Origin of the sequence: Pseudomonas sp. NPDC089547, from assembly GCF_050280665.1 — a bacterium.
In the GTDB taxonomy this organism is placed as follows: Bacteria; Pseudomonadota; Gammaproteobacteria; order Pseudomonadales; family Pseudomonadaceae; genus Aquipseudomonas.
In genome coordinates this window covers 113,924-126,798 of record NZ_JBNNVS010000014.1, presented here as the reverse complement: position 1 = coordinate 126,798, position 12,875 = coordinate 113,924, and the positions used below count along the sequence as shown (strand labels likewise).

General features: G+C 61.4%; 17 protein-coding genes. 5 read left to right on the top strand and 12 right to left on the bottom strand.

The annotated features are described in order from the left end of the window. Positions 1 to 137 precede the first annotated feature (137 nt). From ACQKPZ_RS12720 to pstS, 6 genes are all read right to left on the bottom strand, one after another. Complete coding sequence (locus ACQKPZ_RS12720; protein ID WP_201207023.1) at positions 138 to 737, bottom strand: hypothetical protein; 600 nt, start codon at positions 735 to 737, stop codon at positions 138 to 140. Continuing rightward, positions 737 to 1,435: a hypothetical protein gene (locus tag ACQKPZ_RS12715; RefSeq protein ID WP_427538438.1), complete on the bottom strand. Its 699-nt coding sequence runs from the start codon at positions 1,433 to 1,435 to the stop codon at positions 737 to 739. The genes ACQKPZ_RS12720 and ACQKPZ_RS12715 overlap by 1 nt, the downstream gene beginning before the upstream one ends. A 94-nt stretch (positions 1,436 to 1,529) precedes the next feature. After that, positions 1,530 to 2,315 (bottom strand): phosphate ABC transporter ATP-binding protein PstB, encoded by a 786-nt coding sequence (gene pstB, locus ACQKPZ_RS12710; protein WP_218583469.1) that lies wholly within the window; start codon positions 2,313 to 2,315, stop codon positions 1,530 to 1,532. A 51-nt stretch (positions 2,316 to 2,366) separates the two neighbouring features. Continuing rightward, positions 2,367 to 3,260: a phosphate ABC transporter permease PstA gene (gene pstA / locus ACQKPZ_RS12705; RefSeq protein WP_403195634.1), complete on the bottom strand. Its 894-nt coding sequence runs from the start codon at positions 3,258 to 3,260 to the stop codon at positions 2,367 to 2,369. Beyond that, positions 3,260 to 4,225, bottom strand: coding sequence for a phosphate ABC transporter permease subunit PstC (pstC, locus tag ACQKPZ_RS12700; RefSeq protein WP_391134356.1), 966 nt, complete (start codon positions 4,223 to 4,225; stop codon positions 3,260 to 3,262). Before pstC ends, pstA begins: the two co-directional genes overlap by 1 nt. 70 nt (positions 4,226 to 4,295) lie before the next feature. Further along, positions 4,296 to 5,327: a phosphate ABC transporter substrate-binding protein PstS gene (pstS, locus tag ACQKPZ_RS12695; protein WP_427538435.1), complete on the bottom strand. Its 1,032-nt coding sequence runs from the start codon at positions 5,325 to 5,327 to the stop codon at positions 4,296 to 4,298. 183 nt (positions 5,328 to 5,510) lie between these two features. On the opposite strand from pstS, the gene ppk2 reads away from it, so the two are divergent. Next, positions 5,511 to 6,428 (top strand): polyphosphate kinase 2, encoded by a 918-nt coding sequence (gene ppk2, locus ACQKPZ_RS12690; RefSeq protein ID WP_427538432.1) that lies wholly within the window; start codon positions 5,511 to 5,513, stop codon positions 6,426 to 6,428. A gap of 157 nt (positions 6,429 to 6,585) precedes the next feature. Here ppk2 and ACQKPZ_RS12685 read toward each other — a convergent pair whose 3' ends face one another. From ACQKPZ_RS12685 to ACQKPZ_RS12675, 3 genes are all read right to left on the bottom strand, one after another. Beyond that, on the bottom strand, positions 6,586 to 6,975 hold the full coding sequence (locus tag ACQKPZ_RS12685; RefSeq protein WP_403195642.1) for an NUDIX hydrolase: 390 nt from the start codon (positions 6,973 to 6,975) through the stop codon (positions 6,586 to 6,588). 225 nt (positions 6,976 to 7,200) lie between these two features. Next, positions 7,201 to 7,434: a hypothetical protein gene (locus ACQKPZ_RS12680; RefSeq protein ID WP_427538429.1), complete on the bottom strand. Its 234-nt coding sequence runs from the start codon at positions 7,432 to 7,434 to the stop codon at positions 7,201 to 7,203. Between the two features lie 144 nt (positions 7,435 to 7,578). Next, complete coding sequence (locus tag ACQKPZ_RS12675) at positions 7,579 to 7,896, bottom strand: DUF2834 domain-containing protein (RefSeq protein WP_427538426.1); 318 nt, start codon at positions 7,894 to 7,896, stop codon at positions 7,579 to 7,581. Positions 7,897 to 8,002: 106 nt separating this feature from the next. Between ACQKPZ_RS12675 and ACQKPZ_RS12670 the strand changes: the two genes are divergently transcribed. Continuing rightward, complete coding sequence (locus tag ACQKPZ_RS12670; RefSeq protein ID WP_427538423.1) at positions 8,003 to 8,821, top strand: helix-turn-helix domain-containing protein; 819 nt, start codon at positions 8,003 to 8,005, stop codon at positions 8,819 to 8,821. Here the strand turns inward: ACQKPZ_RS12670 and ACQKPZ_RS12665 are convergent. Together ACQKPZ_RS12665 and ACQKPZ_RS12660 are read right to left on the bottom strand one after the other, a co-directional pair. After that, positions 8,811 to 9,596, bottom strand: coding sequence for a 2-keto-4-pentenoate hydratase (locus tag ACQKPZ_RS12665; RefSeq protein WP_427538420.1), 786 nt, complete (start codon positions 9,594 to 9,596; stop codon positions 8,811 to 8,813). The genes ACQKPZ_RS12670 and ACQKPZ_RS12665 overlap by 11 nt on opposite strands. Before the next feature lie 320 nt (positions 9,597 to 9,916). Then, positions 9,917 to 10,381 carry an Lrp/AsnC family transcriptional regulator gene (locus ACQKPZ_RS12660; protein ID WP_391134379.1) on the bottom strand — a complete coding sequence of 155 codons (465 nt, stop codon included), beginning with the start codon at positions 10,379 to 10,381 and terminating at the stop codon, positions 9,917 to 9,919. Positions 10,382 to 10,500: 119 nt separating this feature from the next. On the opposite strand from ACQKPZ_RS12660, the gene ACQKPZ_RS12655 reads away from it, so the two are divergent. The 3 genes from ACQKPZ_RS12655 (at position 10,501) to ACQKPZ_RS12645 (ending at position 12,415) form a co-directional block, all read left to right on the top strand. Continuing rightward, a complete protein-coding gene (locus ACQKPZ_RS12655) occupies positions 10,501 to 11,220 on the top strand; it encodes an AzlC family ABC transporter permease (RefSeq protein ID WP_427538417.1) in 720 nt (239 codons plus the stop codon). Next, complete coding sequence (locus ACQKPZ_RS12650; RefSeq protein WP_427538414.1) at positions 11,217 to 11,519, top strand: AzlD family protein; 303 nt, start codon at positions 11,217 to 11,219, stop codon at positions 11,517 to 11,519. The genes ACQKPZ_RS12655 and ACQKPZ_RS12650 overlap by 4 nt, the downstream gene beginning before the upstream one ends. A 173-nt stretch (positions 11,520 to 11,692) precedes the next feature. Next, entirely contained in the window at positions 11,693 to 12,415 is a 723-nt protein-coding gene (locus ACQKPZ_RS12645) for a TetR/AcrR family transcriptional regulator (RefSeq protein WP_427538412.1), read from the top strand. On the opposite strand, the gene ACQKPZ_RS12640 is transcribed toward ACQKPZ_RS12645, so the two are convergent. Then, on the bottom strand, positions 12,387 to 12,863 hold the full coding sequence (locus ACQKPZ_RS12640; RefSeq protein ID WP_427538409.1) for an Lrp/AsnC family transcriptional regulator: 477 nt from the start codon (positions 12,861 to 12,863) through the stop codon (positions 12,387 to 12,389). The genes ACQKPZ_RS12645 and ACQKPZ_RS12640 overlap by 29 nt on opposite strands. Positions 12,864 to 12,875 lie beyond the last annotated feature (12 nt).

Genomic DNA, 12,875 nt, shown 5'->3' with positions numbered 1-12,875 from the left:
GGCCTTGTGTCGCGAAAGGGCTGCGCAGCAGCCCCAGGATTTCAGCGGTGATGCAAATATTGTTGGGGCTGCTGCGCAGCCCTTTCGCGACACAAGGCCGCTCCTACAAGTAACGCGTCGCAGCACCTGCAAACGTTCTAGGAAGCCAGTGCCTGCGAACGCTGGCACGCGGGCATTTCATACCGATGCGGTTGCTGCCAGGCCAGCCGCGCCTGCACATCGACCGCCGCAGCCTTCACCTTCTGCGCCCAGTTTTCATCCTTCGGGCACACCACCACCACGCGGAAACCGTGGTCGACGCCTTCCAGGCGCACGCCTTCGGAATCGTCCACATGCAAATCGATATCGAACGCCGATGGCAGCTTGGACGGCGAATTCTCCAGCCCATTCTGGGCGAGGATGTGCTGGTGCCGGTCACTGTTGACCACACCGTCAACATGAATGCCATAAAGCATCAGCCAGCGGCGAATGTAGGCCGGGGTGCGCCCGGAAGAGGTATAGATCCAGATGCTGCAACCCTGGCGGCGCAGGTCACGGATCAGTTCGCGGGTGCCACTGCGCAGTGGCTCGCCCAGCCAGCGGTGGACGAAGCCCGGCAACTTGCTGTCCTCGGCGGCAGCGTGTTCGGGCTGGCAGGCCAGCGTGTCGTCGATATCGAACGAAATACGTACCTGGCCGCGCTTGAGCTTGCGCTCGATGGCCTGCCGCCCGCGTTCCAACATGGAGACTTGTTGCATCAGCGGCTCCCCTCACAGGCAGGCACGTGCGTGCCGCGCAAAAAGAACTTGCCGGGCTCAGGCGCCTTCGCTTCAAGGAAAGCGGCGTACTTTTTCTTGATCTTGGGTAGTTCGTACAAAGCCTTGACACCGTGTTTGGCGGAGTTGCGTATGACCGAGGACGGGTTGAAGTAACCCTCGGCGTTATCCAGCGACAGCACGAATGGCGGCAGCCCGGCACGCATCAGCAAGTAGCTGACAATGAGCGACCCTGTGCGGTTGTTGCCTTCGATGAACAGCTGCGGCTTGCTGAGGATTCGTACATACACACCGGCTGCCCGCTTCCAGATGGAATCGCTGCGGTACGAGCAGTACCAGTTGTACAAATCCTTGATGCCACCTTCGACGTTGTTGAAAAAGTGCGCCTCGGTTGCTGCCAGGTGCGGGGCGAATTCCAGGCGGCGGGCCGGGTCGCTACCGCACAGCACGGTGGCATTGATTTCCAGCATCAGGTTCAGCTGTTGCAGGTCGAACAGGTCGATACCGCGAGCGACATAGTCGTCAATCAGGGCATAGCCTTCAAGCACATTCAGCAGCACCTCGTCGGTAAACGGGTCCCGCGCTTCAGTGAAATGCTGGCTGAGTTCGGCAAAGCGCCCCTGCACCTCGCGCAGTGCGCGCTCTACCGCTGACAGATCAAGACGACGCATCGCTTGCATTGGAAATCCCGGGTAACACTTTAACGGAAGGTAACGCGGCCGGGTGCTGCAACCTCCCTGGTTGCAACACCCGGCCACCTTGGCTGTGCGTGACTCAGCTGAACTTGCCGCTGATGTAGTCACTGGTCAGTTGTTCGCGCGGGTTCTGGAAGATCTGCGCCGTAGGGCCCATTTCCACCAGGTAGCCAGTGCGAGTGCCCTGGGAAATATCCACCGAGAAGAACGCCGTGGTGTCAGCCACACGAATCGCCTGTTGCATGTTGTGGGTCACCAGGGCGATGGTGTAGTCCTTCTTCAGCTCGACCATCAGCTCTTCCACGCGGCGGGTGGCGATGGGGTCGAGTGCCGAGCACGGCTCGTCCAGCAACAGCACTTCCGGTTCGGTGGCAATGGCGCGTGCGATGCACAGGCGCTGCTGCTGGCCGCCGGACAGCGACAGGCCGCTGACCTTGAGCTTGTCCTTCACTTCGTCCCACAGGGCGGCGCCCTGCAAGGCGTGCTTCACGCGGTCACCCAGGTCGCCCTTGTAGCGGTTCAGGCGCAGGCCGAAGGCGACGTTGTCGAAGATGCTCATCGAGAACGGGTTGGGCTGCTGGAACACCATGCCGATATAGCGGCGCACCACTACCGGGTCGACGCCCTTGCCGTAGACATCCTGGCCCAGGAAGTGCACATGCCCTTCAAAGCGGAAGCCTTTGACCAGGTCGTTCATGCGGTTGAGGCTACGCAGCACGGTACTTTTGCCGCAGCCGGACGGCCCGATGAAACCGGTGATCTCGTTTTTACGGATAGGGACATGGCTGTCACGTACGGCCATGAAATTGCCGTAGAAGATCTTGTCCAGCTTGCAGTCCATGACGATGGGGGCTTCGTTGACCATGGGAGCGGCCTTTTTCGCGGTGGATACGTTCAAGTTTGGATGCTCCCTTTCTCAATACTTGGGCTTGCCGAATACACGGCTAAGAATGTTGATTACCAGCACGATCATCACCAGTACCAGCGAGGCCGCCCAGGCGAGCTCCAGCTGGTTGTCGAACGGCATGCCGGAGAAGTTGTAAATCAGTACGGCAAGCGAGGCCGTGGGGTTCATGACGGCCAGGCTGCCGTCGTGATAGATCCAGTAGTTGCTGAACAACGCGGTGAACAGCAGCGGTGCGGTTTCGCCAGCGGCGCGGGCCACGGCCAGCATGACGCCGGTCAGGATGGCGGGCAGGCCAGTAGGCAGGACGATCTTGCAGATCACCTGCGCACGGGTGCAACCCATGCCGTAGGCGGCATCCTTCATGATCTTGGGCACCATCTTCATCGACTCTTCGGCGGTCAGCACCACGATTGGCAGCATCAGTACCGCCAGGGCCACGCCACCGGCTGGCGCCGAGTAAGTACCGGTGGTCATCACCACCAGGGCGTAGGCAAATACACCGGCCAGGATCGACGGCAGGCCCGTGAGCATCTTGGCGGCAAAGCGTGCGGCGTTGGCCAGCTTGCTGTCCGGGCCGAGTTCGGCCAGGAACACCGCTGCCAGGATACCGACCGGTACCGCGATGGCTGCCGCGATACCGACCATGACGAAGGTACCGGCCATGGCGTTGCCGAAACCGCCGCCCATCTCGAAGCCGGTAGGCGGCAGCTCGGTGAACACTTCCAGGTTAAGGCGTGCGCCACCGCGGGTAACCAGCATGTACAGCACGGAAATCAGCGGCACACTGGCCACCAGTGCGGCCACCCAGGCCACGGTGGTCAGGATCAGGCTGCGCAGGGCACGGCCTTCCAGCTTGCGCTGCAGGCTGGGCAAAGCGGTTGTCGGGGTGCTGAGGTCAGTCATTATTTGTTACCCCGTTGGGCGTAGAGCATGATCATCGAGCCGAGTACGTTCACCAGCAGGGTGATGAACATCAGCACCAGTGCCGCGTACATCAGCACTTCGACCTCGTTCGGGCCGGCCTCCGGGAAGTTCAGCGCCAGCAACGCCGCCAGGGTATTGGCCGGGGCGAATAGAGAAAGGGAAATGGTGTTCGCGTTACCGACCAGCATCGCCAGCGCCATGGTTTCACCCAGTGCGCGGCCCAGGCCCAGCACCAGCGAACCGAAGATGCCGGTGGCAGCGGATGGCACCATCACTTTCAGGATGGCCTCCCAGTGCGTGGTGCCCATGCCGTAGGCAGCCTGCTTGGTTTTCATCGGCACGCTGGTGAGCGCGTCCTGGGAAACGGCGGCAATGGTCGGCAGGATCATGATCGCCAGCACCAGCGCCGCAGGCAGCAGGCCCGGGCCACTCAGGGAGGTGCCGAAAAACGGGATCCAGCCCAGTTCGCTGTTCAACCAGGTGGTCAGCGGGCGGATGGCCGGGATGACCACGTAGATGCCCCACAGGCCATACACCACGCTGGGGATGGCGGCGAGCAGTTCGACAATGGTGCGAAACACGGCAGCCAGCCGTGCCGGCAGGAAATCCTGGGTAAGGAAAATGGCCATGCTGACGCCGAAGAAACCGGCGATCAACAGTGCGATAAGGGCGCTGTAAAGCGTGCCCCAGATCGCTGGCAGAATACCGTACTTGCCTTGGTTAACGTCCCAGACGCTGCCGAACAGCACGTCAAAACCGTGTTTTTCAATGCCTGGCAGTGCCTTGCGGCCCACTTCGTAGACCAGCGCGACGACCAGCGCCAGTACCAGCACCACACCAATGCGTGCAAGCGCACGGAAGGTACGGTCAACCAGGAAGTCTTTCGCAGACGGTGGCTGGCACGCGGAGTCGGGGTTATCCGGTATGGCAAAGGGTGTGTTCATGAGCGAGTTCCGGGACAAGGGACAAACACCCCCGGCAGGGCTTCATGCCGATGCCGGGGGCGCCTGGGTATTACTGGATGTTGGCCGACGCTTTACGCACCTGGTCGACAACCGACGCAGGCAACGGGATGTAGCCCATCGAGTCGGCGATGGTCTGGCCTTTGGTCAGGCTGTACTCGACCATTTCACGCATGGCTTTGGCCTTGGCCGGGTTGCCGTTGTCCTTGCGGAAGATCATCCAGGTATAGGAAGTGATCGGGTAGGACTTGGCACCGTCCGGGTCCGGCAGCCAGGCCACCAGGTTTTCCGGCATGTTCACCGCAGCCAGTGCTTCGGCACCGCTCTCGGCGTTTGGCACGACATATTGGCCAGCCTTGTTCTGCAGCACGGCGAAGTCGACCTTGGCCAGTTTGGCGAAGCCGTACTCGATGTAGCCGATGGCGCCTGGGGTCTGGCGGACGGTAGCGGTTACGCCATCGTTTTTCGGCGACTTGATGAACTTGTCGGTGGCCGGCCAGTTGACGGTGTTGCCTTCACCCAAGCCTTGCTTGAAGTCAGCGTTGATGGCCGACAGGTGCTTGGTGAAAACGGCGGTGGTGCCGCTGGAGTCGGCACGTACGACCACGGTGATCGGGGTGGCAGGCAGTTTCAGCTCAGGGTTGGCCGCAACGATTTGCGGGTCGTTCCACTGGGTGATCTTGCCGAGGAAGATGTTGGAGTACACATCGCGCGGCAGCTTCAGGCCTTTAGGGTTACCCGGCAGGTTGTAGGCCAGCACGATTTCACCGGCGGTCATTGGCAGCAGCTGTACGCCTTCGCCAACCTTGGCAATGTCTGCTTCGCTCATGGCCGAGTCACTGGCGGCGAAGTCGACGGTCTTGTTCAGGAAGTCCTGTACACCCGCCCCGCTCCCCTTGGACTGGTAGTCAACGGTGACGCCAGCGGTGTTCTTGCTGAAGTCTTTGAACCAGGTGAGGTAGATCGGTGCAGGGAAGCTGGCGCCGGAACCGGTCAGGCGAACGTTTTCGGAAGCAAAGGCAGCCGAAGTAGCGCAGAGGGATACGGCAACAGCGAGTGCAGCGGACTTCATCAGGCGTTTCATCAAAATGTGCTCCGTGTGATGGCCGGCACACTTTGCATCAGCTGTGTTACAGCTTTGTGACGGTTGAGTGGCGGGCCGCGAGGTAGAGCTTTTTGCCTGTGCCATGACGGCAGGTTGATGTCATGCCTTGGTAACCGAAGGCGATTATCACTTTGCCATCCCTCCCCCGCACGAGCGCTTGCCATGTCCCCGACCGAGCACAACCTGATGCGGCGCATTCACCGCGAGCTGCTTGATCACAGCGATGAAGAGCTTGAACTGGAACTGGCCGAAGACGGCCATGACCTGAATGCGCTGTTCGATGAACATGTCGAGGACGGCAGCGAAAAAGCAGCGCGCAGGACGTACTTTCGCGAGCTGTTCCACCTGCAGGGCGAACTGGTGAAGCTGCAAAGCTGGGTGGTCAAGACCGGCCACAAAGTGGTGATTCTGTTCGAAGGCCGCGACGCTGCCGGCAAGGGCGGCGTCATCAAGCGCATTACCCAGCGCCTCAACCCACGGGTCTGCCGGGTGGCCGCCCTGCCCGCCCCGAACGACCGCGAGCGCACCCAGTGGTACTTCCAGCGTTATGTTTCACATTTGCCGGCAGCCGGCGAAATCGTGCTGTTCGACCGTAGCTGGTACAACCGTGCCGGCGTGGAAAAGGTCATGGGCTTTTGCAATGACGACCAGTACGAAGAATTCTTCCGCACCGTGCCGGAGTTCGAACGCATGCTGGCCCGCTCGGGGATCCAGCTGATCAAGTACTGGTTCTCCATTTCCGACCAGGAGCAGCACCTGCGCTTTCTCAGCCGTATCCACGACCCGCTCAAGCAATGGAAACTCAGCCCCATGGACCTGGAGTCCCGCCGGCGCTGGGAGGCCTACACCAAGGCCAAGGAAATCATGCTTGAGCGCACCCACATTGCCGAAGCGCCCTGGTGGGTGGTGCAGGCCGACGACAAGAAGAAGGCCCGTCTCAACTGCATCCATCACCTGCTGGGGCAAATGCCCTATGAAGAAGTGCAAGTGCCGACGATCGAGCTGCCACAGCGGCTCAGAAAGGAAGACTACATCCGCAACCCGACACCGATGGACATCATTGTGCCGCAGGTTTATTGATCAGAGGCATCACGCAGGCCTGTAGGAGCGGCCTTGTGTCGCGATCGGGCCGCACTGCGGCCCCGGCGATATCTGCGGCGAAGCTGAAATCCTGGGGGCGCTTTGCGCCCCATCGCGACACAAGGCCGCTCCTACAGGGGCTCGCACAATCCTGCGACTACGCACAACGCCTGAGCAAGGTCTTGATCGGCCGCCTGACCCGGCGCTTGGCCACCTGCCGCGGCTTGATCCAGCGGCAGGCGTCTATCTCGTTCAACGGCCGTGGCTTGTCCGCAGCCTTGCGGGCTTCGAACAGGTAGTGAATGACACGGTCTTCCCGATACTCGCTGACAAAGCGCAGTTCGTCGAAGGCCAGGCCGGTTTCTTCGGCCATCTCGCGCCGCGCAGCCTGCAGCGGGGTCTCGTCGGGCTCGACCCGGCCACCGGGCAGGTTCCACTTGGCGTTGCGCTTGCGCACGAACAGTACCTGGCCGTCCTTGCGGTAGATCACCGTGGCCCGCAGCTTGATGCCTTTGCGCCTGGCTGTAGCGCTGTCCATTGCCTTCATGCGTCATCCCGGTTCGACTGGCTGGGCCGGAGCCCTGGAACGGCTCCTGTCTCAACGCTAACGCGACAATGTGTCGATTGAATGACGGCCGCTCATCCATTATCCGGCACTTCATCGGTGTGCAGGTTTCAACCGCTCAGGCAGCCCCGCAGGAGTGAACACCATGCCACCCATACGGAGCCTGCCAACGCCGCGACCAGGCTTCGCCTGCGTGTTCGAAACCAATCAACCAATTCCGACAAAATCGGCATCACCGGCATCACCGCAGCGGTTGCGACTAGCACATTCGAATTCGGCTTGGGCACGGGTAGAAAAATTCAGGCTCAGACGCAGCTTTTCCTGAGTGTCGTAAAGATCATAGCCCTCCCCCAATGCGGCGGGGAAACCGAGCCGCCGTGGGTAAACCTCTTTCTGGATTGGCACTGCGGGCACCACAACGAAGCGCGTCTGCATGATCATCCCTCTTCGGCAGTGCTTAAGTATTAGTACTGCTATGTGAAAGCATCAAGATGACTCATGCAATATTTTGGGTCAGGTGCAAAGCTTCGCTGCACTGAGGGCGCGAAAAACCAGGTAGATAACCCCGACGCCGTAGAACAGCATTCACAATGGCTGTCGCCCCTCGGCAACGCCTCTGGTCACCAGGTACGCCAACGGCCCCAGCGAAACGAATACCGCGGTCAGCAGCAGGTATGGCAACACCGAGACTGCGGCGCTGCCCCGCAGGCGGTTGTCCCGCACCATCCAGCAGCACGCCAGCCCTGCCATCAGGTACAGGTCAATCACCACCTGGGCGGTATCCGGCCGCGACAGCAGCGCCAAGCCGAACGCCAGCAGCGATTGCTCGGCAATCAGCATCGTCCAGCCGGTATACAGCGAAAACAGCACCAGCAACGCCAGTGCGCAGATACGCAAGCCCATGTCACGCTCCTTGGTAGGGTTTGCCGGCACAGTAGTGATAGGGTTGCCTGCGCTCAATGACCCGTGAGGTCATGGACATTGCACTCAAGGACGATAAGGGCAACGCATGAACGAGCATCTGTTCCATCGACATACCCCTGCCCCGCACACTGCGGCTGGCCAGCATCTGCGTCATCTGCGCCGGCAGGCCAACCTCAGCCAGCTGGACCTGGCGTTGCTGGCCGGGCTGTCGCAGCGTCATCTGAGCTGTGTGGAAACCGGGCGCGCCAGGGCCAGCCCGAGCACTTTGCATGCCCTGTTGTCGGCGCTTGGTGCGCCGCTGGAGCACTGCAACGAAGTATTCGTCGCCGCCGGCTACGCACCCCGCTACGCTGCCTCACCGCTCGATGCGCCGGAACTGGCATTGGTCAATACTGCGATCGAACACATCCTGCAGGTGAACAACCCCGCACCGGCGATCGTCATCGACAGCAACTGGGATGTAATCGCCGCCAATACCGGCACCGGGCTGCTGCTGGCGATGGCCGGCGTTACCGCACAGCCCGCGACCGACCTCAATCTGCTACAGACACTGCTGTGCCCCGGTGGGCTGGGTGACCACCTGGCCAACGCGCCAGAAATCCGCGCCGCTGCCTGGCAACGTGCGTGCAGGGAGGCCGCCGGCAACCCGACGCTGGCAGAGCGCCTGCGAGGCTTGCCGGCCCCGGGCAGCCGACTTGATGCTGCAGCGGCCACCCCCGTGCTGCTGACTCGTGTGCGAACGCCCTATGGCGAACTGAGCTTCCTGTCCACATTTACCACCTTCGGCATGCCGCAGGACATAACCGTGCAGTCACTGCGCATCGAACACTTGATCCCCGCCGACGCGCAAACACGGCAGAGAATGCAGACAGCGTTCGAACAGTGGTCGATCGTTACAGCGTGAACGACAGCGTCCGGCCAATGAACCTGGCACTGACCTGATGCCCTGTCTGGCTCAGGTCGAACGGCTGGCACATGGCGCCCGTGGTTACCACGTCACCCGCTTTCAGGGTCTGCCCGCGCTCGGCGGCGTGCGCATACAGGTGGGCCAGCGACACCAGCGGGTCGGTCGCTGCATCACCGGACAAACCACCCGCCCGTAATTCGCCGTCTACATACACCTCGGTGGTTTCTGCCAGGTCGGCCAGTAGCGCCACATCGATGCCTGCGCCCAGGCTATCGCTGATTACCAGTGCCTCGAAGCCGACGTTGTCGGCGACAAAGCTCGGCCAGCCAACAGCCTTGCGGTCGACGAAACGCGAGCGCACCACTTCGAAGGTGACGCAAGTGGCGCGGATATCTTCACTGACCGGCGCGCGCCCGGCTTGCGGGGGGATATCACGGTCCAGAACGAAGGCAACTTCGCATTCGATGGTCACTGGCGTCACAGCCGGTAGCTGGATATGCACGCCGTCTGCGTGGCAGCGCTTTTCTTCCAGCTGGCCGACCAGGGGCCGGGACAGATTGGCCGCGCGCATGCCAGCCGGGCTGCCGACGCCAAGCTTCCACCCGCAACGCTGGCCCGCCGCGGCAGCAAACAGCTGGTCCTGGCTGTCGTAGCCTTGCTTCAAGGTCTCGGGCTTTAGGCTGGCGGGCAGTTCCGTCAGCAGTTCACCACTGCGCCAATGCTGCAACAACAAGGCGGCGGTGCGTTGGGATACGAAGAGCGAACTGTTCATCAAGACCTCATGGTGATGGGCGTTGGCGGGGTTCAGATGCTAGGGCCTGGCATTGATAAGGATAAATATATTGTCATGATGCCTGGGATCACAATCCGTTATGAATTTGCCCATCGCGACACCAGGCCGCGCTCATGGAACTGCACATAACTTACTGATTTAACCGGAACTCTGTGGGAGCGGGCTAGCCCGCGAACACCGGCAAAGCCGGTGCCATGCACTGCGTTGCATTCTTCGCGGGCTCGCCCGCTCCCACAGGGATTGCGCAAGCTTTGAGACTTTTGAACAATCCCGTTCATAACGCTGGGGGCATGCCGTGGTTAAACCGGCAGTTCGGTGGTCAGTTTGATCTTCTCCATCGGCACTTCGGTCTTCACGTTTTGCACCACGCTCAAACTGGTCAGGTGCTTCACCTGGAAGCGGCGATAGGCCTCCAGGTCCGCCGCTACCACCCGCAGCATCAAATCACAATCGCCCGCCATCACATGGCACTCCACCACCTCTGGCAACAGGCGCACAGCCTCGACGAACTCATCCGTCGTATCTTGATCCTGACGCTTGAGCCACACCCGCACGAACAGGGTCAGCCCCAGCGCTACCTTCGCCGGGTCGAGCAATGCCACGTAGCGCTCGATCACCCCCGCCTCCTCCAATAACCGCACCCGACGCAGGCACGGCGAGGCAGACAACCCCACCTGCCTGGCCAACTCCTGGTTCTGCAACCGGCCGTCACGCTGCAGTGCCCGCAGGATACGGCGATCGATGGCATCGAGCTTGATTGGCATTGGTTTACATCCTTTTTGGGATTACAAGCAGTAGATGCCAAATCCTCGCTACCCCACTGCAACTACGCAAGCCAATTCCAGCGATTCATTGGAATAATTTTCCTTCACCGGAGGAAACCATGAATACCCTTGAACCTGTACTGAGCGATCCCCCCGCCACAACACCGCCAAGCGAATTGCGCCGTGGCGCCATTGCCGCCTTGCCGGTGCTGCTGGGTTTCATCCCCTTCGCCCTGGTACTCGGCGCGCAGGCGTCCCAACACCAGCTTTCAGCTGGCGCGGTGGCGCTGATGACCGGGCTCAACTTCGGTGGTGGATCGGAGTTCGCCGCCATCGAACTATGGACCTCACCGCCGGCGATCCTGGTGATTGTCGCCATGACCCTGCTGGTCAACAGTCGCCACCTGCTGATGGGCGCCACCCTGGCGCCGTACCTGCATCACCTGCCACTACCCAAGGCACTGGGGGCGCTGTTCTTCATGTGCGACGAGAGCTGGGCCATGGGCCTGGCCGATGCACGCCAGCGCGGTGGCTTCAGCCTGCGCTATTTCATGGGTGTGTCATTGTGCCTTTGGGCCACGTGGGTCACCTTCACCAGCCTCGGCGCGCAAGCCGGGCCGCTGCTCGGCGACCTGCGCAGCTATGGCTTCGACATGGCCTTCGCCGCCGTCTTCCTGGTGCTGCTCAAGGGCATGTGGAAAGGTGTGCATGCCGCCTTGCCGTGGTTGTTCAGTCTGTTCACCGCAGCGCTGTTCTACCTGCTGATCCCCGGCGGCTGGTACGTGCTTGCAGGCACCGTGGCCGGCCTGGTAACCGCCTACCTGTGGGCCAAGCCATGATCGACGTCGCGACGCTGACCACCATCATCGGTATGGCCGTTGTCACCTACCTGACCCGTGCGCTGGGCTTTGTCCTGCTGCGCAAGCGCACCCTGGGGCCGCAGCTGACCCAGGTGCTGAACGCCGCGCCCGGCTGCGTGCTGATTGCAGTGATCGCACCCAAGTTCGTGACCGGGCAGCCGGCCGACCTGATTGCGCTGGGCCTGACCGTATACGCCGCGACCCGTTACTCCATCCTGCCGGTGGTGCTGTTTGCAATTGTCATCACCGGCCTGCTGCGGCTGCTGTTACCTGCGTGATCAGGCTGGTGGGGCTTCATCGAGGCCCCTGCCGCCTCCCTCGCCACATTTCCGCCATTGCCGATGCACTTACACCTCGTGCACAGCGCTGCCTTGCAACGCCTCGCTAAAAACATGACACTCGCTATATACTTTTTTATACACCGAAACCCGAAAGCCCAGATGACGCCTTGATGTACGCTCAAACCGATACACCGAACCCTGCCAACGACCAAGGTGCCGCCCAACACGGCGCGCTTGATCAGTCGCTTGGCAACCCCGGCATACGACGCAAGAACCTCAAGCTGATACTGAGGGCTGCCAGCGAAGCGTTTTCCGTGGGCGGTTTCACCGCCACCCATTCGCACGACATTGCCGAACGCGCCGGTTTGCCCAAGGCCAATCTCTATTACTACTTCCAGAGCAAGGAAAACCTTTACGTCCAGGTGCTGATGAGCTTTCTCGAGCCGTTGCTGAAGGCCTCGGCAGCGCTGCGCCACAGCGACGACCCGGTGCTTGGCCTGCGGGCCTATATCAAGGCGCGCATCCGCATCATTCGCGAACACCCGTTCGCTGCCACCGTGTTCAGCCAGGAGTTGCTGTCAGGGGGGAAACGCCTGCCCGAGGCGGGCAAGCACATGTTGCAGGAAGAGGCCCGGCGCAACGTGGCCTGGCTGCGCAACTGGATCGAGCTTGGCCGGCTGGCGCCCTGTGACCCTGAGCACCTGATGATCTTCATCTGGTCGGCAACCCGCACCTACAGCAACCTGGCCTGGCAGATGGCGCAGGTCAGGGGCCTACCCGCACCTGACAAGTCGGACTACGACCTGGCTACCAGGACAGTCACCCAGATGGTGCTGGGCGGGGTCGTGCCTGGACAACAAGCCGCTAGACTGGAACACCCAGGCCCACCTTGACCTTGTCCAGCACAATCAGCGTGCGGTAGGTCAGGATGTCTTCGTTGTCGGCAAAGTGCAGCCGCACCAGCTTTTCGAAATGCGCCACGTCACGCGCCAGCATGACGATGATGAATGACACGCCGCCGTTGACGAAGTAGCACTGCTGTATTTCCGCCACATTGGCGAAATAGCGCTTGGCCCGGTCCATTACCAGCGAACGGTCGTCGCGCAGGCGCGACTCGACGATGGCGGTAATCATCTGGCCAACACTTTCCGGGGCAATCACCGAGGTGTTGGCTGCAATCACCCCACTGGCCTCCATCTGCGCAACCCGCCGCTGCACGGCGGGCGTGGACAGGCCGATATCCTCGGCAATAGCGCGCTGCGAAGTCTTGTTGTCTTGCTGCAGCAAACGCAGGATCGCGTGATCGAAGCTGTCCAGCGGACGGTTGGTGCAGTCACTCATGTTCGGGTTCCA